General features: G+C 70.6%; 21 protein-coding genes. 12 read left to right on the forward strand and 9 right to left on the reverse strand.

Annotation, left to right across the window (positions count from 1 at the left end; genetic code table 11):
- Positions 1-51 precede the first annotated feature (51 nt).
- Entirely contained in the window at positions 52-783 is a 732-nt protein-coding gene (locus tag QOZ89_RS27595) for an enoyl-CoA hydratase/isomerase family protein (protein ID WP_071047517.1), read from the reverse strand.
- Between the two features lie 79 nt (positions 784-862).
- On the opposite strand from QOZ89_RS27595, the gene QOZ89_RS27600 reads away from it, so the two are divergent.
- The 4 genes from QOZ89_RS27600 to QOZ89_RS27615 all read left to right on the forward strand — a co-directional run bounded on the left by QOZ89_RS27600 (position 863) and on the right by QOZ89_RS27615 (position 6,851).
- Complete coding sequence (locus QOZ89_RS27600; RefSeq protein ID WP_116271447.1) at positions 863-2,563, forward strand: AMP-binding protein; 1,701 nt, start codon at positions 863-865, stop codon at positions 2,561-2,563.
- A 313-nt stretch (positions 2,564-2,876) separates the two neighbouring features.
- A complete protein-coding gene (locus QOZ89_RS27605) occupies positions 2,877-4,337 on the forward strand; it encodes a FadD3 family acyl-CoA ligase (RefSeq protein WP_071047623.1) in 1,461 nt (486 codons plus the stop codon).
- Positions 4,338-4,563: 226 nt separating this feature from the next.
- Positions 4,564-5,526: a TIGR03564 family F420-dependent LLM class oxidoreductase gene (locus QOZ89_RS27610; RefSeq protein WP_071047516.1), complete on the forward strand. Its 963-nt coding sequence runs from the start codon at positions 4,564-4,566 to the stop codon at positions 5,524-5,526.
- Positions 5,527-5,753: 227 nt separating this feature from the next.
- The gene (locus QOZ89_RS27615) at positions 5,754-6,851 is read left to right on the forward strand and encodes a CaiB/BaiF CoA transferase family protein (protein WP_241841569.1); all 1,098 of its coding nucleotides are present in this window, start codon (positions 5,754-5,756) and stop codon (positions 6,849-6,851) included.
- Between the two features lie 10 nt (positions 6,852-6,861).
- Here the strand turns inward: QOZ89_RS27615 and QOZ89_RS27620 are convergent, their stop codons facing one another.
- Entirely contained in the window at positions 6,862-7,899 is a 1,038-nt protein-coding gene (locus tag QOZ89_RS27620) for a ferredoxin--NADP reductase (protein WP_071047515.1), read from the reverse strand.
- Positions 7,900-7,974: 75 nt separating this feature from the next.
- Here QOZ89_RS27620 and QOZ89_RS27625 point away from each other — a divergent pair, with 75 nt between their 5' ends.
- The 5 genes from QOZ89_RS27625 (at position 7,975) to QOZ89_RS27645 (ending at position 13,910) form a co-directional block, all read left to right on the forward strand.
- On the forward strand, positions 7,975-9,504 hold the full coding sequence (locus tag QOZ89_RS27625; RefSeq protein ID WP_312626256.1) for a class I adenylate-forming enzyme family protein: 1,530 nt from the start codon (positions 7,975-7,977) through the stop codon (positions 9,502-9,504).
- 427 nt (positions 9,505-9,931) lie between these two features.
- Positions 9,932-10,873: an acyl-CoA dehydrogenase family protein gene (locus tag QOZ89_RS27630; RefSeq protein WP_312626258.1), complete on the forward strand. Its 942-nt coding sequence runs from the start codon at positions 9,932-9,934 to the stop codon at positions 10,871-10,873.
- Entirely contained in the window at positions 10,860-11,960 is a 1,101-nt protein-coding gene (locus QOZ89_RS27635) for an acyl-CoA dehydrogenase family protein (RefSeq protein ID WP_312626260.1), read from the forward strand. Before QOZ89_RS27630 ends, QOZ89_RS27635 begins: the two co-directional genes overlap by 14 nt.
- 24 nt (positions 11,961-11,984) lie before the next feature.
- Positions 11,985-12,764: an enoyl-CoA hydratase/isomerase family protein gene (locus QOZ89_RS27640; RefSeq protein ID WP_198543129.1), complete on the forward strand. Its 780-nt coding sequence runs from the start codon at positions 11,985-11,987 to the stop codon at positions 12,762-12,764.
- 6 nt (positions 12,765-12,770) lie between these two features.
- Positions 12,771-13,910 (forward strand): acyl-CoA dehydrogenase family protein, encoded by a 1,140-nt coding sequence (locus QOZ89_RS27645; protein ID WP_312626265.1) that lies wholly within the window; start codon positions 12,771-12,773, stop codon positions 13,908-13,910.
- Positions 13,911-14,668: 758 nt separating this feature from the next.
- Here the strand turns inward: QOZ89_RS27645 and QOZ89_RS27650 are convergent.
- From QOZ89_RS27650 to QOZ89_RS27670, 5 genes are all read right to left on the reverse strand, one after another.
- Positions 14,669-15,127, reverse strand: coding sequence for an RICIN domain-containing protein (locus QOZ89_RS27650; RefSeq protein ID WP_157910445.1), 459 nt, complete (start codon positions 15,125-15,127; stop codon positions 14,669-14,671).
- A gap of 506 nt (positions 15,128-15,633) precedes the next feature.
- On the reverse strand, positions 15,634-15,948 hold the full coding sequence (locus tag QOZ89_RS27655) for a hypothetical protein (RefSeq protein ID WP_071047509.1): 315 nt from the start codon (positions 15,946-15,948) through the stop codon (positions 15,634-15,636).
- 76 nt (positions 15,949-16,024) lie between these two features.
- Positions 16,025-16,612 carry a PASTA domain-containing protein gene (locus tag QOZ89_RS27660; RefSeq protein ID WP_083418285.1) on the reverse strand — a complete coding sequence of 196 codons (588 nt, stop codon included), beginning with the start codon at positions 16,610-16,612 and terminating at the stop codon, positions 16,025-16,027.
- A gap of 240 nt (positions 16,613-16,852) precedes the next feature.
- Positions 16,853-17,401 carry a GNAT family N-acetyltransferase gene (locus tag QOZ89_RS27665; protein WP_071047508.1) on the reverse strand — a complete coding sequence of 183 codons (549 nt, stop codon included), beginning with the start codon at positions 17,399-17,401 and terminating at the stop codon, positions 16,853-16,855.
- Complete coding sequence (locus tag QOZ89_RS27670; protein WP_312626271.1) at positions 17,398-18,633, reverse strand: helix-turn-helix domain-containing protein; 1,236 nt, start codon at positions 18,631-18,633, stop codon at positions 17,398-17,400. The genes QOZ89_RS27665 and QOZ89_RS27670 overlap by 4 nt, the downstream gene beginning before the upstream one ends.
- Positions 18,634-18,783: 150 nt before the next feature.
- On the opposite strand from QOZ89_RS27670, the gene QOZ89_RS27675 reads away from it, so the two are divergent.
- From QOZ89_RS27675 to QOZ89_RS27685, 3 genes are read left to right on the forward strand one after another with little or no spacing between them, the layout of a single operon-like run.
- Positions 18,784-19,182: a hypothetical protein gene (locus QOZ89_RS27675; protein ID WP_131803823.1), complete on the forward strand. Its 399-nt coding sequence runs from the start codon at positions 18,784-18,786 to the stop codon at positions 19,180-19,182.
- Positions 19,179-19,691 (forward strand): glycine-rich domain-containing protein, encoded by a 513-nt coding sequence (locus tag QOZ89_RS27680; protein WP_312626273.1) that lies wholly within the window; start codon positions 19,179-19,181, stop codon positions 19,689-19,691. The genes QOZ89_RS27675 and QOZ89_RS27680 overlap by 4 nt, the downstream gene beginning before the upstream one ends.
- A gap of 14 nt (positions 19,692-19,705) precedes the next feature.
- Positions 19,706-20,566, forward strand: a complete 861-nt coding sequence (locus QOZ89_RS27685; RefSeq protein WP_312626274.1) for a hypothetical protein — start codon at positions 19,706-19,708, stop codon at positions 20,564-20,566.
- Between the two features lie 280 nt (positions 20,567-20,846).
- Here QOZ89_RS27685 and QOZ89_RS27690 read toward each other — a convergent pair whose 3' ends face one another.
- Together QOZ89_RS27690 and QOZ89_RS27695 are read right to left on the reverse strand one after the other, a co-directional pair.
- On the reverse strand, positions 20,847-22,358 hold the full coding sequence (locus QOZ89_RS27690; protein ID WP_312626276.1) for a tetratricopeptide repeat protein: 1,512 nt from the start codon (positions 22,356-22,358) through the stop codon (positions 20,847-20,849).
- Between the two features lie 174 nt (positions 22,359-22,532).
- Positions 22,533-23,396 (reverse strand): NAD(P)-dependent oxidoreductase, encoded by an 864-nt coding sequence (locus QOZ89_RS27695; protein WP_312626278.1) that lies wholly within the window; start codon positions 23,394-23,396, stop codon positions 22,533-22,535.

Here is a 23,396-nt window from a genome sequence, read left to right on the forward strand (position 1 = left end):
CTTATACCCAGGGCGCTGTTATACCCAGGGCGCTGTTGTCGTCCTTACTTGTTACTTGTCGCGGATCCGGTTCAGGACCTTGTCGACCTCGGCCCAGTGCGCGTCGGAGACCCACAGGTCGCCGAAGGCCTCGGCGGCCTCCCGCGGGCCGACCGTGCCGGACATGACGCGCTTGGTCTCGGCGGCCGGGTGGTGGGCCAGGGACTTCGCCAGCGCGCGCCAGCCGGCGTCGAACTCGGCGCGTGGGAGGACCTTGTCGACCAGGCCCAGGCGGGCGGCCTCGGCGGTGTCGACGACGGCGCCGGAGCCGGCGAGCATGAGGGCCCGGCCGCGGCCGACGACGGCCGCCAGCCGCTCCGCGCCGCCCCATCCCGGCATGATCGCCAACATGGCCTGGGTGAAGCCGATCCGGATGTCCTCGGCGGCGACGCGGATGTCGGCGGCGATGGCCACCTCGGCGCCTCCGCCGAGGGCGTGGCCGTTGATCGCGGCGATGACGGGCCCGCGGAACGCGGCGATCCGGTCGCACAGCCCGCGCATCCGCAGCGCCATGTCGACGGCGCCTTCCTTGGTCCGGATCGTGGCGAGCTCCTTAAGGTCGCCGCCCGAGATGAACGCACGGTCGCCGCCGCCGGTGATGGCCAGCGCGTGCGCTCCCGACGTGTCGACGGCGTCGAGCACCTTCTCCAGCTCGTCCATCGTGTCCCGCGAGATGGCGTTGCGTGCCTCGGGCCGGTCGACCGTGACGACCGCGAGGCCTCCGTCGATGTCGAGATCGATCACTATGCCTTCTCCGTCTTTGGTACTAACGTTCTCGTCTGGTGAGAGTACCGTCGCCGCACGAAACGGAGTGTGCACCAGCATGCGAACCATCCCCGCCGAGCTGGTCAAGCGCTACGAGGCCGAGGGGTGGTGGACCCGGGAGACGCTCGGTGACCTGTTAGCGGCCGGGCTCGCGGCCGCGCCCGACGCCCAGTTCCGGGTCCACTCGGACGTGCGGCCGTATGAGGGGACGCTTCGCGACGTCGAGCGGCTCGCCCGCCGGCTCGCCGCGGGGCTGCGGGCGCGCGGGGTGGGCCCCGGCGACGTCGTCGCCGTCCAGCTTCCCAACTGGGTGGAGGCGGCGGCGACCTTCTGGGCGTCGACGTTCCTCGGCGCGGTCGTCGTGCCGATCGTGCATTTCTACGGCCGCAAGGAGCTCGGCTACATCCTGCGCACCGCGAAGCCGAAGGTGTTCGTCACGGCGGAGCGGTTCGGCCGGATGGAACTGCACGAGGACCTGTGCGCCGAGGTACCGATCGTCGGCGTGGTCGACCGTGACCCTGAGCGAAGGAGGGCACGCGCGGACGGGGTTCCTGCCGGATCGACGAAGTCGATCTGGGAGGTCGTTTCGTCCGAGCGGAGCGAGGACGGAGCCGGAGCGCGTGACCGACGCGGCGAAGCAGAAGGCTCTGAGCGACGCGGCGGAACGGTGGATTTCGACGACCTGCTGGCCGACGAGCCGCTCGAGGGCGTGCTCCTGGTTGACCCAGCCTCGACGGCGGTGATCGCGTTCACCTCGGGCACCACCCGCGACCCGAAGGGCGTGGTGCACAGTCACCAGACGCTGGTCTTCGAGACCCGCCAGCTCGCCGGGCTGATGCCCGAGGACCGGGGCGCCCAGCTCACCGGCGCGCCGGTCGGCCACTTCATCGGGATGCTCAACGCGCTGCTGATCCCGGTGCTGGACGGCATGCCGATCAACCTGCTGGATGTCTGGGACCCGGCGAAGGTGCTGGCGCTGCTCGCCGACGGCCTCACCGTCGGCGGCGGCGCGACCTTCTTCATGACCAGCATCGTCGACCACCCCGACTTCGAGCTCGCCAAGCACTACGAGGGGATCCGCTACGCGGGCCTGGGCGGCTCCTCGGTGCCGGCCGCGGTCACCACCCGGCTCACCGACCTGGGCGTCACCGTCTTCCGGTCGTACGGCAGCACCGAGCACCCGTCGATCACCGGCTCGCGCTACTCCGCGGCCCTCGAGAAGAGGATCTTCACCGACGGCGACCCGATGACGGGCGTCGAGATCCAGCTAGCCGAGGACGGCGAGATCCTCAGCCGCGGCCCGGACCTGTGCCTGGGCTACCTCGACGACGAGCTGACGGCGAAGGCGTTCGACGACGAGGGCTGGTACCACACCGGCGACGTCGGCGTGCTCGACGCGGACGGCTACCTCACGATCGTCGACCGCAAGGCGGACTTCATCATCCGCGGCGGGGAGAACATCAGTGCCTTGGAGGTGGAGGAGGCGCTGCTCACGATGCCGGCCGTCGCCGAGGCGGCGGTCGTGGCCGCCCCCGACCCGCGCCTCGGCGAGCACGCCGCCGCGGTGCTGCGGCTCGCCCCGGGGCACGAGGTGCCGACGCTCGCGGAGATGCGGGCGCACCTGGAACGGGTAGGGCTGGCCAGGCAGAAGTGGCCCGAGGAGGTCCACACGGTCGGCGACTTCCCGCGCACGGCCAGCGGCAAGGTCCAGAAGGTGCTCCTGCGGCGGGACATTGCGGCCGGACAGGCCAGAGAATAGGATTCTCGCCTTGAGCAAGGATGGATCTCATGTCGACGCGCTCGCCGGACCCGGTCGTCGACACGAGCGACCACATCGGGCCGATCGACGGCCGATCGACCGCTGAGCGCCGCCGCGATGGAACCAGGAAGCCGAGTACGGAACCAGGAAGCCGAGTGACGAGGACGTCCAGGTGACAGAGAACCGAGAGGGCCAAAGGGCATGCGAGAATGATCTTCCTTCGCATGCCCGGCGGCCCGCGTCCCCAGAGGCACTCAGAGTGGCCGGGGACCTCAGGATTGCCGGGAGCACCGAGAGCGCGACGTTCACGGGGCTGCCGTGGGACACCATCCCGCGGATGGTGGCCAGCACCGCGGAGCGGTTCGGTGACGCCGAGGCGCTCGTCGACGGTGACCTGCGCCTGACCTATGTCCAACTGGTCGAGCGGGTCCGCCGGGCGGCCGGCGCGTTCGCCGCGCTTGGCGTTGGCAAGGGCGACCGGGTGGCTATCTGGGCGCCCAACTCCGCCGAGTGGGCGATTGCGGCCTTTGGACTGCTGACCGCCGGCGGTGTCCTGGTTCCCGTCAACACCCGTTACAAGGCGGCCGAGGCCGCCGACATCATCGTGCGCAGCGGTGCCAAGGCCGTGCTCACCCAGCCCGGCTTCCTCGGTATCGACTACGAGGTGCCGGACGGGGTCACGAACATCGACCTGAAGTCGGACTTCCTCACGAGCGGCTCGCCGTTCGAGCGGGAGGTCGACGGCGGCGACATCGCCGACATCATCTTCACCTCCGGCACCACCGGGCGCCCCAAGGGCGTGATGATGAACCACCGGCAGACCCTGCGGCTGTATTCCGAGTGGTGTTACCAGGCCGATCTGCGCGAGGGCGACCGGTACCTGATCGTCAACCCGTTCTTCCACACGTTCGGCTACAAGGCAGGGCTTGTCGCGTCACTCATTCGTGGCGCGACCATTCTGCCGCTGGCCGTCTTTGATGTGGACAAGGTCGGCGAGCTGGTCGAGCGGGAGAAGGTCACCATGCTCCCGGGCGCGCCGACCATCTACCACTCGCTGCTGGAGGCCAGCGGCCCGCACTTGGCCGAAGGTGGCAGAGCCTGGCACGACCTTTCATCTCTGCGCTGCGCGGTCACCGGCTCGGCCGACATCCCGGTGGAGCTCATCCGCCGGATGAAGGCCGAGCTGCCGTTCCAGCACATCATGACCGGCTACGGGCTCACCGAGGCCGGCACCGCCACGGCCTCCCGTCCCGGCGACTCGTTCGAGTCGATCGCGACGACCGTCGGCGCGCCCTGCGACGGCATCGAGGTCGCGGTCGCCGGTGACGGCGAGGTGCTCATCCGCGGCTACAGCGTCATGCAGGGCTACTTCGACGACCCGAAGGCCACCGCCGAGACGATCGACGCCGACGGCTGGCTGCACACCGGCGACCTCGGCTCCCTCGACGAGCGTGGTTACCTGAAGATCGTCGGCCGCAAGAAGGACATGTTCATCGTCGGCGGGTTCAACGCCTATCCCGCCGAGATCGAGGGATACCTCCTGGAGCACCCGGCCGTCGCCCAGGCCGCCGTCATCGGCGTGCCCGACGAGCGGCTGGGCGAGGTGTGCAAGGCGTTCCTGGTACTCCGCGCGGGTGCTCAGGTATCCGCCGAGGAGGTCATGTCCTGGTCCAAGGTGCGGATGGCCGGGTTCAAGGCGCCGCGATATGTCGAGTTCCTCGACGCCCTCCCGTTGAACGCGACGGGCAAGGTAATGAAGGACCAGCTGCGGTGACGGCCGGGAACCCGCTCGGCCAGAGTGGCACGGGCCGGTCAGGCGCCGAGGTGACCGGCGTCGCCAGCGCCGCCTGAGTGGGGCGCTTCGCGCCGACCGTGCGGTCACAGGGCCGGTGCGCACACCCGGGCCGGTCCTTGTCCGCGCCGGCGAGGTGCCTGTGACTGTGCCTGCGCTGACGCTGGCGGCGGCGCGTAAGAGTTGACCGAAGAGTTAGGTGGAGAAGATGGCGCGGTTCGGCGTGATGATCGGGCCCGAGCGCGGGGACTCCGCGCGTAAGGCCGCCCGGATGCTCGACGACGTGCGCTGGGCTGAGGGCGCGGGGATGGACACCGCCTGGATCCCTCAGGTCCCGACGGACTTCGACGCGCTGATCACCGTCGCGCTGATGGGCACGGTGACCGAGCGCATCGAGCTGGGGACCGCGGTGGTCCCGCTGCAGCCGCAGCACCCGATCGCGCTGGCGCGGGCCGCGATGTCGGCGCACGCCGCCACGAACGGCCGGCTCGCGCTCGGCGTCGGGCCGTCGCACCACTGGATCGTCAAGGACATGCTCGGCCTGCCCTACGACAGGCCGGCCGCGTTCACCCGCGACTACCTCGAGGTGCTGAACGCCGCCCTGGCGGGCACCGGCGGCGCCGACGTCGAGAACGACACCTTCACGGTCCACAACCCGCTCGGCCTCACCCCGGTCGCGCCGCTGCCGGTGCTGGTCGCCGCCCTCGGCCCGGTGATGCTGCGCATCGCCGGCGAGAAGGCGGACGGCACCGTGCTGTGGCTGGCCGACGAGCGCGCCATCGGCGGGCACATCGCGCCGAGGATCATCAAGGCGGCCGAGGAGGCCGGGCGGCCGGCGCCGCGGATCGTCGCGGGCATTCCGGTGTGCCTGTGCCTGCGGGACCAGGTCGAGGAGGCCAAGGCGCGCGCCAACCGGATCCTCGGCGAGGCAGAGGTCTCCCCGAACTACCAGCGGCTGCTCGACCAGGGCGACGCCAAGGACGTCGGCGACCTCGCCGCTGTCGGCGACGAGGAGATGATCGTCGCCCGGATCAAGCAGTTCGTCGACGCCGGCGTCACCGACCTCTCCGCGCGGCTGCTGCCGATCGGCGACAACCGCGACGAGCTGGTGGCCTCCAAGCGCCGAACCCGCGAGGTCTACGCCCAGATCGCCGCCGACCTTCGGGCTTAGTAGGGGGCCAAAGGGTGCGCGACAATGATCTTCCTTCGCGCGCCCGGCGGCCGTTGTTCGGGAATCAGGACGGGGCGCTGAGCTCCCTCGCACGTGGTCCCAGTTCTCGAGGCCCATGATGATGGGTGGTCTGGCCCGGTGTCGCGGGTCGGCGAGGTGGCTGGGTGGGCGCTGCGCCCAGGCGCCGTCACTTGACGGTGCCACGCGCCGCGCACGGAGGGAGCGCGGTGACGGAGCGAGTTCGGGATGCCCTGACCGGTTCCGCCGCGGGTCAGGGGCCGCTGGCGGGAATCAGGATTCTCGAGGCCGGCCACATCCTGGCCGGCCCGTACGCCTCGATGCTGCTGTCGGACCTCGGTGCCGAGGTCATCAAGATCGAGCCGCCGACGGGCGACATGTCGCGGCAGGTCGGCGAGGCCTACTTCGCCAGCCTCAACCGCGGCAAGCGCAGCGTCGTCGCCGACCTGACCACGCGGGAAGGCCAGGACCGGCTGCACGAGCTGACCGCGGGCGCGCACGCGCTGATCGTCAACCAGCGGCCGTCCGCGATCCGCAAGCTCGGGCTGACCTACGAGGCGCTCAGGCAGTACAACGAGAAGCTCGTCTGCGTCGCGATCACCGGCTACGGCCTGCGCGCCGGCGACGACCCGGCGTTCGACTACATCATCCAGGCGGCCACCGGCGTCGCGGCGCTCACCGGTGAACCGGACGGCCCGCCGACGCTGCCCGGCTACACGGCGGCGGACAACTCCGCGGGCCTGACCGCCGCGCTGGGCCTGCTCGCCCAGATCGTCTCCGGCCGGGGCGGGCAGGTCGAGGTGTCGCTGCGCGACGTCATGCTCTCCCAGCTCAACTACAAGGCGTCGGCGTACCTGAACGACGGCACCGAGCCGGTGCGCCACCCGTTCGGAGCGCACTCGTACTACGTGCCGGCGCAGCTGTTCCCGACCGCGGACGGTTTCATCGCCATGTTCCTGACGCACGACCGCTCCTGGCGGACGTTCGTGACGGAGGCCGGGATCCCCCCGGAGGAGGTCGCGGCCTTCCCGACGATGGCCGACCGGGCCGCGAGCCGCGAGGAGGTGGTGGCGATCGTCATCAAGGCACTGGCGGCGGACACAGCGCGCGGCTGGGAGGCGCGGCTGCGTCCCCAGGGCATCCCGATCGCCGCGGTCCGCTCCCTGCCCGACGCCCTGGCCGAGGCCCCCGAGGCCGTCGTCGACGCGGGCGGCGGCTTCCGTCTGATCGGCAGCCCTATCCGTGTCGACGGCTACGAACCGGCCTACGGCCCGCCCCCAGCTCTTGGCGAGCACGGCCGCGCCTGAACCGACCGCGTTACTCGTACTTGACGACGACCTTGTCCGACTCGGGGAGGCCCTGGCAGGTGAGCACGTAGCCGTCGGCGACCTCGTCGTCGGTCAGCGCGTCGTTCACCCGCATCGAGACCTCGCCCTCCTCGACGTGGGCCATGCAGGTCGCGCAGGTGCCGGACTCGCAGGAGAACGGCGGGGTGAGCCCGCCGCGGCGCGCGCTCTCCAGGAACGTCTCGCCGGGCCGGCGGGGAACCGTCACCTTCTTGCGGCCCAGGATGATCGTCACCGTGCCCTCGAGGACCTGGCTGGCCGCCGAGCCGGAGCCCTCGGCCCCGGTGCCGATGGCCTCGTCCTCCTCCGGAGGCAGCGGGGCCGTCACGCCGAACCGTTCGATGAAGATCTTCCCTGCCACGGGGATGGCGGCCTCGACCAGGTCCATGAACGGCGTCGGGCCGCAGATGTAGACGTCGGCGCCGGTGTCCTCGCCGAGGAAGACGCGGACCGCGTCCGCGTCCAGGAAGCCCTTCTCGACGTCCAGGTGACGGGTGACCGACAGCCGGCCCGGGTACCGCTCGGCCAGGTCGGCCAGCGCCTGCCAGAAGATCGCCGCAGGCTGGTCACGGTCGGCGCACAGGAGCCGGACCCGGCGGTTCGTCGTGGCGAGCGCGCTCTTGGCCAGGGAGATGACCGGGGTGATCCCGCTGCCGCCGCAGAAACCGATCAGCGGCGCGTCGGTCTCGCGAAGGCAGAAGACGCCGTGCGGCCTCGTCAGCTCGACCTCGTCGCCCTTGGCCAGGTTGTCGATCATCCAGTTCGACACCCGGCCGGCGGGGACTCGCTTGACGGTCACCGCGAGCTCGCCGTCTGTCTCCGGCGCGCTCGACATGGAGTAGCTGCGCAGCACTTCCTGGCCGTCGATCGTGACCTTGAAGGTGCAGAACTGGCCGGCGCGGTACTCCCACGGCCCCGCGACCGGGGCGAGCGCGAACGTCCGCGCGTCGGCCGTCTCCTCGATCACCCGGGTGACGGTCGCACGCTGGAACAGCGGAGGTCTCGGCATGTGACGACATCCTCTGGTATTAAGGTTCTAACTAGACGAGAATACAGTTTCCACCGACGAGACGGGAGCCTCTCCATGGTGGTCCTCGTCTTCGAGGAGCAGGAGTACAGCCAAGCCCGGCTGGACGCCCTGACCAGCGGGTTAGCCGATCGGCTCGCTGGCGGTAGGGTCCGTGCCGGTGACCGCGTGGCGCTGATGTCGTCGACCCGTCCAGAATTCATCATCGCTGTACGGGCCATCTGGCGGCTAGGTGCTTCCGTCGTGCTGCTCAGCCCCGCGTGGAAACGCGGCGACGTCGAGCACGCCCTGGCTGTCAGCCAGCCGGCACACGCCGTCGGTGACCACCCGGTGCTCGCCGAACTGATGCCGATGCTCCACCTGGACGAGCTCGTCGAGCTTACCGAGCCCACCCCGGTCGCCGCTCCCGGCGAGCGACCGGCCCCCGCCGAGGCATCCGCTCCCGGCGAGGCGGCGGCTCCCGACCCCGCCGCGGACGCGCTGTTCGTGTTCAGCTCCGGCACGACCGGGCTCCCGAAGGCCGTGCGGCACACCCACGGCTCGTTCGCCGCCGCCGTCGGCCACTGGCGCGACGTGCTCGGGATGACGGCGGCGGACCGTATCCAGGTCGCGACCCCGCCGTCGCACATCCTCGGCATCCTCAACATCGTCACCGCGCTCGAGACCGGGGCCTGGATGCGGCTGCACCGCCGCTTCAGCCTGGACGCGCTGCTGCGCTCGATCCAGGACGACCGGATCACCATCGAGATGGCGGTCGCCCCGATCGCGCTCGCGATGGCCTCACACCCGGACCTGGAGTCGTTCGACCTCTCGTCGCTGCGCTTCATCATGTGGGGCGCGACACCCGTCACGGCCAGCGTCGCAGAGACCGTCACCCGCCGGGCCGGGGTGCGGTGGCTCCCTGCCTACGGCGCGAGCGAGCTGCCTGTCCTCGCCTGCAACCCGCTCGAGGGCGCGCGGCTGGACAGCGTCGGGAAGGCCGCACCGGGCGTGGACCTCCGGGTCGTCGACCTGGAGACCGGCAAGCCGCTCGGCCCGGGGGAGACCGGCGAGATCCAGGCCCGCTCGCCGTCGCTGATGGCCGGCTACCTGCCAGAAGACGCCAACGCGGAGGCCTTCGACGACGGCTGGTACCGCACCGGCGACGTCGGCACCATCGACGACGACGGCTGGGTGCGGCTCACCGACCGGCGCAAGGAAATGATCAAAGTGCGCGGCTTCCAGGTCGCGCCCGCCGAGGTCGAGGCGGTGCTGCACGGCCACCCGGCGGTCGCCGACTGCGCCGTGTTCGGCGTGCCGGACGCGGCGTCCGGCGAGGTGATCGTCGCCGCCGTCACCCGTACGGCCCCCGCCTCGGCCCCCGTTACCGCCCCGCCCGGGCAGGCGGCGGACGTGTGGGCCGTCACGTCCGACGACGCGTTGGCCGCGGAGCTGCTCACTCTGGTCGGTACGCGGCTCGCGTCCTACAAGTGGCCGCGCCAGGTGGTGTTCGTCGCCGAGATCCCGCGGCTGCCCTCCGGCAAGGTGCTGCGCCGCGTCCTGCGCGACACGGCGCTCGCGCCGGAGTCGCTTCGGGGTGCCGGATGACCGCAGGCCCGGCTCCGTCCATGACGTTCAAGCGCTGCGCAACTGTCCTGGCCCGGAGGCGCCGGCCACGAGCGAAGCGAAGTGGCCCCCCGCAAACGCTTACACCGCTCGCAACGTTGAAGCGCTCCGCAACCGGGCTGGCCTGGAGGCGTGCCTCCGCGGAGGCCCGTCCACGAGCGAAGCGACGTGTCTCGACATGTGGGCCAGCTCGGATTGGTGAGGTGCAGCGGCAGGCGACCGTCCTGGCCCGGAGGCGTGCCTCCGCGGAGGCCCAGCCACGAGCGAAGCGACGTGGTTGGGCCGCAGCGGAGGTCGCCGGAGGGCACGTGAGCGGAGGAGGACGCCGCGCGGAGGTCCCCTCCGAGCGAAGCGAGGAGGGGGCCGGAGCGCGGCGCCCGGACGGAGCGAACCAGAAACAAGGAGCAGTATGGACGTTCGTCTGACGAGTGAGCAGCGCGAGCTGCGGGACGCGGCCGCCCGGCTCGCGGATGATCTCGGCCCCGGGTCCGTGCTCGACCTGGCCGACGACGACCGGGCGGCGCGGCTGGAGAAGGCGATCGCCGCGACCGGCTGGCGGACCCTGCGGTCCGACGGCGCCTCCGGTGTCGAGGTCGCCCTGGTCGCCGAGGAGTTCGCCCGCGGCCTGATCGACGTGCCGTTCGTCGGCCCGGTGCTGGCCGACGACCTGTACGCGCGGCTCACCGCGGCGGGTGAGCCCGCGCCCGAGGGCCTCGAGACGGCGGCGGCCGGCGCGGCCACGGTCGCGGTCGACGGCATCGCCGTCGACGCCAAGGGCCTGCGCGGCCTGCTCGCGCTCGAGGGCACCCAGGTGCTCGCCGGCGGCGTCGGGGTGACCGTCGAGGGCGTCGACCTGACCAGGCTCACCGGCGAGGTCGCCGGCCCGCTCACGGCGGTCGGCGAGCTCGACGCCGAGGCAGCGCTGCGGTGGCACGCGCTCGCGCTCGTCGCGACCGCGGCCGACATGCTGGGCGCCGCCCGCGGCGCGCAGGCCCTCGCCGTCGAGTACGCCAAGGTGCGCCAGCAGTACGGCCACGCCATCGGCTCGTACCAGGCGATCGCCCACCTGCTCGCCGAGGCGCTCGCCCTCGTCGAGGGGTCGGTGAGTGTGCTGCGGCACGCCGCGTGGGCGGTCGACGAGCTGTCGGCTGTCGAGGCGGTCCAGGCCGCGCTGGTCGCGAAGGTCTACACCGAGCGCGCCGCCCGCACCATCTGCGAGACCTCGATCCAGGTGCACGGCGGCATCGGCAACACCTGGGAGTGCCTCGCGCATGTCTTCCTGCGGCGCGTGCTGACGTCCGCGGAGCTGTTCCCGGCCAGTCTTGAGGAGATCGACCTTGGACTTTCGTGACTCCCCGGAAGAGGCCGCGTTCCGCGCGCGGCTGCGGGCATGGCTGGCCGAGCACGCCGGTGAGTTCAAGGCGTCCGGCGACGACTACTGGCACCAGGCCGGGCGGTGGCACACCGCCCTCTACGAGGGCGGCTTCTTCGGCCTGTCCTGGCCGAAGCGGTTCGGCGGGCACGATCTGCCGCCGGTCTACGACGTCATCCTCGACGAGGAGCTGGCCATCGCCGGCGCCCCGCCGCGGCCGAGCCTTGGCTACCTGGCGCACGGCCTCGGCCGGCACGCCAGCGAGGAGGTGCAGCAGCGCTTCCTGCCCGGAATGATCAACGGGACCGAGCGGTGGTGCCAGGGCTTCAGCGAGCCGGGCGCCGGCTCCGACCTCGCCTCGCTGACCACCCGGGCCGAGCTCGACGGTGACGAGTACGTCATCCACGGCCACAAGATCTGGACGAGCTACTCCGACGTCGCCGACCTGTGCCTGGTGCTCGCCCGCACCGACCCGGACGTGCCCCGGCACAAGGGCGTCTCCGGCTTCATCGTCTCGATGCACCAGCCGGGCGTCGAGCAGCGGCCCCTGAAGATGATCAACGGGGTGTCGGCCGAGTTCGGCCAGGTCGTCTTCGACGGCGCCCGGGTGCCGGCCGCCAACATGGTCGGCAAGCCCGGCGACGGCTGGAAGCTCGCGATGACCGTCGTCGGTCACGAGCGCGAGCCGTCGACGCTGGGCTTCTCCGCCCGCTACGGCAAGCTCGTCCGCTCGCTCGCGCAGACGGCCGACGCCGCCGGCGGGAAGGTGCCCGACGACCTGCGCTGGGCGGCGGTGCAGGCCGAGATGCTGCGGCTGCACGTGCGCCGGCGGCTGTCCGAGCAGCTCGACGGCGTCACGCACACCTCGGACGGCTCGCTGGACAAGCTGCTCATGACCTGGGTCGAGCAGTCCGTGGGCCACGCGGCGCTGGCCGTCACCGGCACCAGGGACCGGGAGAACCTCGAGGCCTATCTGTACAGCCGGGCGCAGAGCGTCATGGGCGGCACGTCCCAGATCCAGAAGAACATCATCGCAGGCCGCATCCTCGGCCTGCCGACGAGCTGACCTGGCCGGAAGGGACGGACAACGATGTCGGACAACCTGTACGACCTGCCGGACGAGATCCAGGTCCGGGCCGACGGCCCGATCCGGATCATCACGCTGAACCGGCCGGACAACCTCAACGCGGTGAACCACGAGCTGCACCTCGGCCTCGCCAAGGTGTGGACGTTGCTGTCGGAGGACCTGGAGGCCAGGGCCGCGGTGATCACGGGCGCCGGGCGGGCGTTCTCGGCCGGCGGTGACTTCGCCTACCTGAAGCGACTGAGGGATGACCCCGATCTGCAGCGGCTGACGATCATGCACGGCCGGGAGCTCGTGCTCGGCATGGCGCGCTGCCGGGTGCCGGTCGTCGCCGCGGTCAACGGGCCGGCGGCCGGCCTCGGCTGCAGCCTGGTGGCGCTGTCCGACATCGTCTACCTGGCCGAGCGGGCGTACCTGCTCGACCCGCACGTGCAGGTCGGCCTGGTGGCGGCCGACGGCGGCCCGCTCACCTGGCCGCTGCACACGAGCCTGCACTGGGCGAAGGAGTACGCGCTCACCGGCGCGAAGATCCCCGCCGAGCGGGCACTGCAGATGGGTCTGGCGAACCACATCGTCGCCGACCCGTTCGGCGAGGCCCTCGAGTGTGCGAAGAAGATCGCCGGCCTGCCCCGCCAGGCTGTCGAGTCGACGAAGCGGCTGCTGAACATCCACCTGGAACGGGCGGTGATGGCGAGCCTCGACTACGCGACGAACGCCGAGGAGCAGTCGTTCAAGACGCCAGACTTCGCCGCCATCGTCGAGAAGCTCAACGCGAACAAGGGGTGACGACCGGTGCGACGCACGGTCTACGGACCTGAGCACGAGGCATTCCGAGCGGCGGTCCGGACCTTCTTCGAGAAGGAGGTGGTCGCCCACTTCGACGAGTGGGAGGAGCGCGGCATGCCGCCGCGCGACTTCTACAACAAGTGCGGCGACCTCGGCATCCTGGGGCTGGGCATCCCGGAGGAGTACGGCGGCGGCGGCGCCTCGTACCTGTTCAACGCGGTCGTCGCCGAGGAGGCCGGCCGCCTGGGCCTGGGCCTCGGCCCGCTGCGCATCCACTGCGACATCAGCGTGCCGTACTTCGTCGACCACGCGAACGAGGAGCAGCGGTCCCGCTGGCTGCCTGGCCTGGCCAGCGGCGAGCTGGTCTGCGCGCTGGCCCTCACCGAGCCGGGGGCGGGCTCCGACCTCGCGGGCCTGTCGGCGAGCGCCCGCCTCGAGGGCGACGAGTACGTGGTGAACGGCTCGAAGACGTTCATCACCGGCGGCCTGAACGCCGACGTCTTCCTGACCGCGGTGAAGACCGACCCGGCCCAGCGGCACGCCGGCCTGTCGCTGCTCGTCATCGACGCGAAGACGCCGGGCGTCTCCCGGGGCGGGAAGATGAAGAAGATCGGCCTGCACATCCAGGAGGCCTGCGAGATCTTCTTCGACGACGTCCGGGTGCCTGCGGCCAACCTGCTGGGGGAGGCGGGCCAGGGGTTCACCTACCTGACCTCCCACCTGCCGCAGGAGCGGATGTCTATCTCCGTCAACGCGCAGGCCTCGGCCGCGTCCGTCGTCCAGCAGACCGTCGACTACGTGAACGGCCGCAAGGCGTTCGGCAAGACGATCGGCCACTTCCAGAACACCAAGTTCGTCCTGGCCGGCTGCGCGACCGAGGTCGAGGCCGGCTGGGCGATGCTCGACCGGGCACTGACCGCGCTCGACGCGGGCGAGCTCACCCCGACGGACGCGGCGAAGGTCAAGCTGTTCGTCACCGAGATGCAGGGCCGCGTCACCGACGCCTGCCTGCAGCTGTTCGGCGGCTACGGATACATGACCGAGTACCCGGTCGCCCGGGCCTGGGCCGACGCCCGGGTGGGACGCATCTACGGCGGCTCCAGCGAGATCATGAAGACCATCATCGCCAAGGACCTCGGCCTGTGATCGACCAGCACGAATTCCGGATCATGGCTCTGACCAGGCTAGCTACACCCGGCATGATCTAGCCACGTCTCGCGGTGTCTCGCGTGCGCGACGGTCCAGAGACGGTCCAGCCCGGTCCGAAGACTGATCGGCGCCACGCGGGACCGTCGCGACCGACGGCGACAGTGAGTGACAAGCCCCGATTCGGGGGCATCCCCCAGGCCCGGCGCCCCAGACGTCCGCGATCTACGCTGGCATTGAGGTGTGCAACGCGAACGCCCCTCCCAGCCGAGACCGGGAGGGGCGTTCGTCGTCTTCGGCTCAGCCGACCGTCGGCCCCGTCGCGGTCTCTACAACGTCCGCTGACACCCCGCCGGGTCCTGCTCCAGTCACCTTCGAGGCGCCACCCATGCTCGGCGAGCCGCTTGTCAGCAAGTTCGCAGAGCGTGGGGAAGCCGGCCTCGTAGTCGGCTGGGAAGCCGCCAGGATTGGAGAGCCAGGTCGACTTCTCGTTGCTGACCAACCTGGCAGCGGCGCCGATCTCCGACAAGGGGTAGCGCCGCAATTCTGGCGCACCGGTCTAGGGTGTCCTCCGCTACGACAACTGGGGGGCGTTGGCGTGAATTAAGGGCGTGCTGGACGAGGACGGGCAGGTTCGCTGCCCAAAGTGCGGCTCCACCAGTCACCGACTGAAGGGGTCGTACACGGTGCGTCCAAGTGCTTCGAGGACGCCCACGCAGTCGGTTCCGATCCCTCGGTAGTCCTGGGGGGTCGCGTCGCTACCCCAAGAAGACCGACACGAACTGCTGGTTAAGCGCGCCGTTGCCGTACCACCCGTCAATCGGCGCGCCCGGCCACAGGCTGTCGCCGTAGACGTCGGCGTAGAGCCCGCTCCAATAGTTGCGCAGCTGGAAGGTCCCGTCCGCCGCGACCTGGAACTGCCACAGCTCGGTGAACCGGCCGTCACACGGCTCCTGCGTCAGGGTGTGGCCGACTACTCCGTCGAAGTTGAGGCAAAGCCCGCTCTTCTTGTTGACGACCTGGCCTTGGTTGCCGGTCAAGAACAGCGCCCAGCGCTGGTTGTCGCCGCCGTTGCTGGACCACTGGATGACCTGGGCGCCGGGCGCCGTCGACCCCCCGTTGACGTCCAGAGTGAGCCCGGACCTCACGGACTTGAACTGGTAGTAGGGCGACGCGGCCCGAGCGGGAGAGGCGACGCCGAGAACAACGGCGGCCATGCTGATGGCCAGGACGGATGCGAGAAGCCCCCGACGCCGGCGGCGACCACGCTGAGCGCCCGCGCTCCTGGCCTGGTCCTCGCCGCACGCCCGCCGACGCAATACTGTGGACATTTGCCGTGATCTCCTCGCTACTTGCCGTCCCACCGTTGGGCTGGTGGCTGCAGTGTTCCGGCAACGCGCCGAATCACTTGTCCGCTCCTGGACACCAGCGGATGGCCGACGCCACGGCGACTAGATCATCAATAGCGCCAATGGCGACACGGGACCTCCTCGACCCCCGAACTGACCGTCGAGGAAGCGGCGAAGCGCCTCGGCACCTAGTCGCGGACGGTCCGCCGCTACCTGTCGCCGTCCAGTGGCGAGTTGTCCCGCCTCGGCGACGGGGTCAGCGAGAAGGCGGTCCGTGCCTACCGGATGCGCCGTACCGAGTCGGTCCGCCGTACCCGCTTCCGTCGGTCCTCGCCCAACGTCGTCCACCACGCAGCCTGAGCCTCAAGGGGCTGTCAGCCGGGCGGTGGCGGGACGCCGAAGTTCGCTATCCGCTCGATCGCATCCGCGAGTCTCGCGACCAACGGGTCCATGCTGCTGGCCGTCTTGTCGCTGTTGGCCGCCTTGCCGAGCCTGTCCAGCCGATGTGTCAACGCCAGGATCGCGAGTGTCTGCGCGTAGGCGATCTTCTCGGCTGGTTCGAGATCTTCCAGCTCGATCGGTTCGAGAATCTGCACGGCCTCCCAGTGGCCGTTGACGATCGTGCCTGCGAGGCGGGCGTCCCTCTCCTCGTCGGTCTCGGGACGTGGGCGGCGGAACCGACCCGGCATGCAAGCCCCCTCGACGTCCCTACCCGCGGCGTGATGTCCCTCCGGCGATTGGTTGACCTGCCAGCCTGGTCTTGCGTCAGCGGGCAGTCTCACCTGGCTTGATCACATACAGCTTGATGTCGGTCAGCGCCTCGACCTGCGTGCCTGCTGGCGGGTCTTGGCGGACGACGACCCAGTTCCGGTCCCACAGCTGCATCCGGCCCTGCCCGGTCGCGTCGATTGATGTGGACCGCAGCGGTGGGAACAGGGTTTCCTGCGCGGACTGGAGATCGCTTCCGACGACGTTCGGAACGGCGACGAGTTCGGGTGTGGCATTCGCGGTCGGCTGGGCGACTGGCTGCGTCGAGGCGACAGTGACCGCCGAAGTAGCCGGTGCTGGCGTCGTCGTCAGTGTGGCTGTCGGTGTCGGTGTCGGTGTTGCACTGGCGGACGACTTGCCATCACCCGAGCTGGCGATGGCGGCGACACAGGACACGAACAGCAGGGCGACGACTCCGAGGGCGGCCCATAGGGGCCAGCGTCGCTTCCATGATGGGCGGGGCGGCGGGCCGGATGGTGGCTGGTTGCCGTAGGCGGGTGGGTAGCCGCCGGTCTGTTGGTAGGGCTGTGTGTAGCCCGGACCTTGGTAGCCGTGACCTTGGTCGTGGGTGCCGTAGTGCGTCATCCCCGTGTCCCCCTGTGATCGATCGGGGACACGCTAACCCATGATTTCTTCACCGACAGTGATCTGGGTGGGCGGGTGGAGGCGGCAAGGTGGGTGGCCGCCACCTGCTCCGCCCTCCTAATCGCCAAGGGCGTCCGCCTTTAGCGGCACCCGCCCGCCGGTCCGTCCCGCGCGTCGGGGCGGGCCGGTCGCGTTCATGTAGGTCGCCGAGCCTGCGACCAGGCGCCCGGGACTGCGAGTTCAGCCGGGCGGCGACCGGTCCAGCCGGTAGAGAATCTGGTCCTTCCACGGCCCGACGCTGCCGTGCCCAGTGACCGTGAAGCCGACCTTCTCCGCGACCCGCTGAGAGGCGATGTTGGCGGGGTCGATGATCGAGATGAAGTGGTCGTCTGGCAGGGTCGACCAGCCCCAGGCGATGGCCGCGGCGGCGGCTTCGGTCGCCAGGCCCTGGCCCCACAGGTCCCGGCGGATTGACCAGGCGGCCTCGACCGCGGGCCATTCGAAGGCGGCATACAGTCCAGCGCGGCCGATGAACTCGCCGGTCGCCCGAAGCTCGACGGCCCACATCCCGTAACCGCGCAATGCCCACATGCCGATCAAATGGCTGACCAGGCGCCAGGTTCCGGCGGTGTCGAAGGTGCCGCCGTTGTGGCGCATCGTTTCCTCGTCGGCGTTCATCGCCGAGTAGGGGGCGATGTCGTCCGGGTGCCAGGCGCGAAGGAGTAGCCGGTCGGTGGTGACGGTGGGGACCGTGAAGGATGCGCTCGCCGTCGATGCAGGGGCAGTCATGACGTCTGGCCGGCGGTGAGGGCGAGCATCGCTGGCGCCTCGCGAAGCCGGCCGCGCAGCTCGGCGACGGCCTGGACCGACCGGTGCGGCGCCATGACGCTGGCTAGCTCGCCGGCCCGGGCCCACACGCTGTACGTCGGGCGATCGGCGACCATGTCGAGTGCCCGGGAGACTGTGTCGGCCGCCGCGGCGATGTCGGCTCCGAGCAGTGCGCGGGAGTGGGCAAGCAGCGCGTTGGCGTGCATTTCATAGGGAGCGTCGGACCTGGTGTCGTATGCGGCGACGGACCCGGCTGTGATCGGCAAAGCCTCCTCATGCCGGCCGAGTCGGGCGAGGGTGCCGCCGGCGATGAGCATCCCCCAAGCAGTGCCGTAGGGCTCGCACGACGGCTCGGGTGCGCTGGGAATCGGCGACCGCTCCATCAGTTCCAGGGCGCGCATCGCCCCGGTGTCGTCTCCGAGGGCGCCGAGCGCGCGCGCTTCATAGGCGGCGAGGACCGCCGTGTCGTAGGAATACCCCCAACGGCGGCCGTCGACAGCGACCGCGGCGGCCTCCCGATAGTCCCCGGCATAGAAGTGGAGGGTGCTCCACATGCCTGTGACGGCGGAGGAGAGTGCCGGATCGCCAGTACCAACGGCGTGTTCCTCGGCGAGCTCAAGGAAGGTGGCCGATCCGGCTGTGTCGCCCGTGTTGAAGAACAGCCGGCAGAGCAGGTAGGCGAGCTGGCCGGCCGCGACGCGGAACGCGGGGCGGAGGCGGTCCGACTTCCAGGCGTCCGCGACGATCCCCTCGGCGAGGCGCCAATGCTGTCCGACGATGGGGGTCAGCGCTGAGTGCGGAGTGGCTCCGTACGTGTCAGTCACGGTGCGGATGGTGTGCTGGAGGAGGAGCAGGTCACTGCGGCCCGGGGTCGTCCGGCCGGTCCGGATCCGGACGGTTAGCTCGCCGGCGCTGGCAACCAGTCCCGCAAGAAGGTCTCGACGGTCCGTCGGACTCACCTCCGTTAGCTGCCCGCCTACCAATGTCTGCCTGTGGCGGCCTAGTTCGCCACCGGTTCGGTAGTACGCGTCGAGCTTTTCGCAGAGCGCCGGCGATGGCACCTCGGTGTCCGTCTCGGCCCGGGAGATCGCTGTCCGATCGTGCAGAATCGCCGCCGCCAGCGCGGCCTGGCTCTTGTCGCCGCGTAGTTCGCGGATCCGGGCGGCCAGTTCCGCACGACCATCCTGCCCCATGCGAACCCCCGCCTTGCCTGTGCGGACTGTGCTGACACCGCACATCACAGCACAGCACGGTTACACGTCTAGCGACTATTCGAACACTGCCTGACAGTGGTCGTGCCGGCAACGGCGCCGGCAACGGCACGGACAGTTCGGGAGGCGCCGATGGACCAAATATCCGAACTGGCCGAGCCATCACGGCACCGGACCACCCTCCCGGCCGGCGCTCCGGCCGCGGGTGGTGCTGACGGCCGGGGAGATCCCGATCTCCCCGGCCACCCGGACGACGAGCCGCTGATCGTCAACCTCTGGGGACTGACGATCTTCGACAACCACGGTCGAGTCCTCTGCACCCTCGCACCGTTCTACTCACGCACAGGAGCGGAGACGTACGCGGAGGGCCTGAAGATGCTGCCCGCCTGGGAAGTCGGGCCGTTCCAACTGCTGCGGCTCCGCCCGGCTCAGACCCGACCCGTCGAACGAGCCCCCTCCCCCCACCGGCTCGGGCCCGCCCGGGTGCCATCACCCCCCGGGCGGGCGCGACACCACCAGGAGGCACCATGACCACCCTCGCCCCACCTGCCCCGACAACACAGCCCACAGCCGAGCAGCATCACGGCCATGAACTTGTCGACCCGGCGCTGTTCGCCCGGGTCGCGGCCCGGGTCGCCGCCGACCATCCGGATCACGCCGAGCTGGCTGACCGGATCGTCGACCAAGCTTTGGCGTTCCTCGGCACGTGCGCGGACCGCGGCCCCCAGGGGCTCGTCCCGTCGCCGCTGGTGGACGTCGGCTGGCACACGTTCATCCTCTTCACCCGCGACTACGCAGCCTTCTGCGCCCGCGTCTGCGGCCGGTTCATTCATCACGTGCCTGTCGACCCGACCGTCGATGAACGCCCAGCCGGTGGCCAGGTCGCTACGATCGCCGCGATGAAGGCATCCGGTTTCGTCGTCGACCCTGACCTGTGGACGACAACCGCGAAGCGCAGGTGCGACCCGGACGACTGCGGTGCCTCCGGCTCGGACGGCAACGAGAACCGAGACACCCGGACCGACCAGGACGACGACTAGGAATGCGACCTCCCATGCGATGGGATGACCTGCCTCCGCAGGTCCGCGAGGCGGTCGAGGCGCAGACAGGGCCGGTCACGTCCACCAAACCGGTGGACGTGGGCAACGGCTGCGACCTCGCCGTGGTTGCGGAAACAGCCGGCCGCCGGCTGTTCGTCAAAGCGGTCGAGGGCGACGGCCGACGGGCGCGATGGCTGTCAAACGAGCACGAATCAGGGCACTTGGCCGCCGGGGTCGCCCCGACGCCGTTGTTCGCCGTCGACACGGCGGGCTGGCTGCTCGTCGCGTTCGACCATGCGGACGGCCGTCCGGCGGATCTCACCCCCGGCTCCGCGGACCTACCGCGTATCGGTGAGGTGCTCGACGAACTTGGCCGGCGATCCGGTGACGGGCTACGCCCGTTGTCGGACCGGTGGCGACGCTCCGCTTGGTGGGATGACCTGCGTTCCCTGCCAGCCGACGCAGTCCCTGGGTTCGACGTCGCGATGGCCGCCACGTTGGCCGTCGGTGTGAGCGACGCGGTCGCCGGCGACCGGCTCTTGCATACCGATCTGCACGCCCACCAGTTCCTCGTCGCCCACGACCGGATCTGGGTGGTCGACTGGGGCTGGCCCGCGCAGGGCGCCCCCTGGGTCGACGCCGCGTTCATGGCGATCCGGCTCATCGGCGCGGGCCACAGCCCGACCGAGGCCGAACAGTGGGCAGCCGGGCTCGCCTGCTGGACGGTCACCCCGGAAGCGCTGACCGCGTTCGCCAGCCAGGTTGCCGGGCTATGGACTTACCGGGCAGTCGAGTCGAGTGACCAGGCGATGAGATGGCGAGCGGCGCTCGCACGCCGGTACGCAGCGAGCAGAATGCCGGCGCTGACCACGTAGCGCGCTGGCCGGTCGCCGCCACCGGCCGAGCCTGGCTTGAGTTCATGAAAGGGCCCGCCCGGGTGGCACCCCGGAACGGGCCGCGACGCTGTCAGGAGCGCCGATGGAACGTGATGCATCACGCCCGACCACCGAAGCTGCGGTCGGCCGATCATCCGGGCCGCCCGGGCGGCGACCGACCGGCTGAGCAGGTACCGACCGCCGACGATCGTGGCCCGGCCACCGGGCCCACGCCACCCGTCGCGGTGAGTTGGTGAGCCGGTCAGTCGGTCGGTGGTGGTCATGGGTCGATCACGGGTGCGAGGGCGCCGCGTACGGCGGCGGTGACGTCGGCGTCCGACGCGTCGACGTACATCTCCGAGGGCGGCCCGGTGTCGAAAGAACCGTAGGTGGTGTAGCTGATCGTGCTGGGGCAGTTCGGGCCGTTGACCTGCACCCTGAGGTCGGACACCAGGCGCCCGGTCTGGACCTCGTAGACGCGGACCGGCACCGCGATCTTCTTGAATGCCACGTCCTTGGAGCCGAACACGCCGAAGCTCGTCTCGTACGAGCAGGTCCGAACCGTGTCGCCGTACTCCTTCGCGCCGGCGCAGACCACGAGCACCGCGTCGGCGACGTCGTCGGTCAGCCATTCGGCGGGCAGTTGGCCGACGTAGGTGTTGTCGCCGCGCAGGAGGGTGCGATACGGCCCGTCGCCGCCATGCGGAGCCGCGCCACTGTACGGCGCCGGGTTGGTGCAGTAGGCGGGCTGCCCGCCGCCGGAGCCGGTTCCCAACAGCTCACGGACGTGGGCCAGCTCGACCTGCTGGGTCGCCTTCCTGATCCCATCGGTGGCCTTGCCGGCGAGCTTGTCGCCCGGGTACTGGTCAAGCAGCCGCTGGTACTGGGTGCGTGCCGGCTCCCAGTCACTGGAGGCCAGGAGACTGTCGCCGCAGCCGACGATCGCCGCGGGTGCCAGCCGGGGGACGACGCCGGTGGCACGGTCCAACATGTCGGCGGTCGGTTTCCTCGCGCGCAGCCCGTCGAGGATCGTCTCCGTGTCGCAGGCGTCGTGGACGGGGAGGCGGTCGAGGAATCCGCTCAGAACGCCCTCGACCAGGCGCTCGTGGCCCGGCGCGTCCGCGAGGACTCCCGACAGGCCGCTGAAACCCTGTGTCAGTGCGCTCTTGTCGCCGTCCAGAGCGTCGTCGAACTGGGCGGCGGCGACTCGGAGCCGTGCGCACACCCGCCCGGTGGCGTCGCCGCTGGCCGCTCCGGGCGCGTCGGCCAGATAGTGGGCCGCCGACCTGCGGTCCAGGGCCGCCGTCGCCTTTCCGCAGTCGCCGTCCCGGACCGCCCCCGCCAGGTCGCTGTTGATCCGCGCGACGTCGAGACGGAGAAGGACGACGGCCGCGAGCACCGGGAGCGCGAGGGCGAGCGCGGTGACCAGCCGCGTTCTTCCGCCCGCCCTCCGCCGGCGCCGTGGCCATCCGCCCGCCAGAAACCAGCCATGCGCGACAAGGGCCAGCCACCATGCCAGGAAGACGAGCTCGAACCACACCGTCTGAATCGCCGAGGCGAGAAGGATGACGAGTACGAGCGTCACCAGGCCGACGGCGGCCGCCCGCCGGCGCCAGCCCAGCATCACGTATCCGACGCACAGCAGGGAGGCATTTCCGATCGCGACGGCCAGCGGACTGCGGCTGGGGGGTAAGGAGCCGCGCTGGTCGGGGGAGTCGCCCGCGGGACCGGCACCCGTGCGTCCGCCGTTTCCGGGAGCATTCGACGAGTCAGGCCGCTCAGGCAGATCCATGGGTCCCCCCACCGGCCAATCCGTTCGCTCCGTTCCGCGTACATATCGTCCCGTATGCGGCGCAACGGTGGCGAGGCGAACGGACAACGTTGCTGTGTCGGGAAGCGGACGGCCACGGATCGGCGCCCAGCGCTTCCATAACGAGCCCGGAGGGGATACGGGGCTGGCCTCGCGTCAGGCGGAGCCCTCGACGAAGGGGTAGATGCGGGTGAAGTCGACCCCCGGCTCGGCCTCGGCGAAGTGCTTCCAGATGTCCTCGGTCGTCGCCCCCACGGTGTCCGGAGTGGCGGCCTCGCGGACCTCGGCCAGGTAGAGGCGGACGTCCTTGGCCATGAGGGTGTTGGCGAAGCCGGAGCCGTAGCGGCCGGTGAGGACGTCGTTCGGGAACTTGTCGTCGGTGGCGGCGCTGCGGCCGCTGGAGGTGTTGAGGACCTCGATCATGGTCTTCATGTCGAGGCCCGCCCTGACGCCGAACGCGACGGCCTCGCTGGTGGCGGCCAGCGCCGTGGCGGACAGGAAGTTGTTCGCGAGCTTCAGCGCCTGGCCGAGGCCGGCGCGGTCACCGACGCGGCGGATCTTGTCCGACAGGCCGGCGAGCACAGAGTAGACGGCCTCGACGGCCTCGTCGGTGCCCGCGTACATGACCGCCAGTTTGCGGGCCCTGGCGCCGGCCACGCCGCCGGACACGGGCGCGTCGACGTAGCCGATGCCGGCGGCGGTGAGCAGCTCGGTGATACGGCCGGCCGCGGCGACACCGATCGTCGACGTGTCGATGATGTGGGCGACGCGGCGGTCGGCCGCGCCGGCGACCTCGGAGGCGACCTTCTCGGAGACGGTGCCGTCCGGGAGGCTGAACACGACGATGTCGGCCTCGCGCGCCACCTCGGCCAGGTCGGCCGCGAACCGGGAGCGCTCGGGTGCCCGGTCCGGGCCGGCCACGTCGAAGGCGACGACGTCGAAGCCGTACCTGACGAGGTTGTCGGCGAGTGCGGCGCCCATGTTGCCGAGGCCGACGAAGCCAACCGTCGGGGAGGTCAT

Origin of the sequence: Pseudofrankia coriaricola, assembly GCF_032027725.1 — a bacterium.
Taxonomy (GTDB): Bacteria; Actinomycetota; Actinomycetes; order Frankiales; family Frankiaceae; genus Pseudofrankia.

Coding starts and splice junctions, on each gene's coding strand:
- QOZ89_RS27610 (WP_071047516.1), top strand. CDS start 4,564: ATGGCGCGGTTCGGCGTGATGATCGGGCCCGAGCGCGGGGACTCCGCG.
- QOZ89_RS27660 (WP_083418285.1), bottom strand. CDS start 16,612: ATGACGCACTACGGCACCCACGACCAAGGTCACGGCTACCAAGGTCCG.
- QOZ89_RS27650 (WP_157910445.1), bottom strand. CDS start 15,127: ATGGCCGCCGTTGTTCTCGGCGTCGCCTCTCCCGCTCGGGCCGCGTCG.
- QOZ89_RS27600 (WP_116271447.1), top strand. CDS start 863: ATGCGAACCATCCCCGCCGAGCTGGTCAAGCGCTACGAGGCCGAGGGG.
- QOZ89_RS27670 (WP_312626271.1), bottom strand. CDS start 18,633: ATGGGGCAGGATGGTCGTGCGGAACTGGCCGCCCGGATCCGCGAACTA.
- QOZ89_RS27640 (WP_198543129.1), top strand. CDS start 11,985: ATGTCGGACAACCTGTACGACCTGCCGGACGAGATCCAGGTCCGGGCC.
- QOZ89_RS27690 (WP_312626276.1), bottom strand. CDS start 22,358: ATGGATCTGCCTGAGCGGCCTGACTCGTCGAATGCTCCCGGAAACGGC.
- QOZ89_RS27620 (WP_071047515.1), bottom strand. CDS start 7,899: ATGCCGAGACCTCCGCTGTTCCAGCGTGCGACCGTCACCCGGGTGATC.
- QOZ89_RS27695 (WP_312626278.1), bottom strand. CDS start 23,396: ATGACCTCCCCGACGGTTGGCTTCGTCGGCCTCGGCAACATGGGCGCC.
- QOZ89_RS27685 (WP_312626274.1), top strand. CDS start 19,706: ATGCGATGGGATGACCTGCCTCCGCAGGTCCGCGAGGCGGTCGAGGCG.
- QOZ89_RS27655 (WP_071047509.1), bottom strand. CDS start 15,948: ATGCCGGGTCGGTTCCGCCGCCCACGTCCCGAGACCGACGAGGAGAGG.
- QOZ89_RS27625 (WP_312626256.1), top strand. CDS start 7,975: ATGGTGGTCCTCGTCTTCGAGGAGCAGGAGTACAGCCAAGCCCGGCTG.
- QOZ89_RS27665 (WP_071047508.1), bottom strand. CDS start 17,401: ATGACTGCCCCTGCATCGACGGCGAGCGCATCCTTCACGGTCCCCACC.
- QOZ89_RS27680 (WP_312626273.1), top strand. CDS start 19,179: ATGACCACCCTCGCCCCACCTGCCCCGACAACACAGCCCACAGCCGAG.
- QOZ89_RS27675 (WP_131803823.1), top strand. CDS start 18,784: ATGGACCAAATATCCGAACTGGCCGAGCCATCACGGCACCGGACCACC.
- QOZ89_RS27630 (WP_312626258.1), top strand. CDS start 9,932: ATGGACGTTCGTCTGACGAGTGAGCAGCGCGAGCTGCGGGACGCGGCC.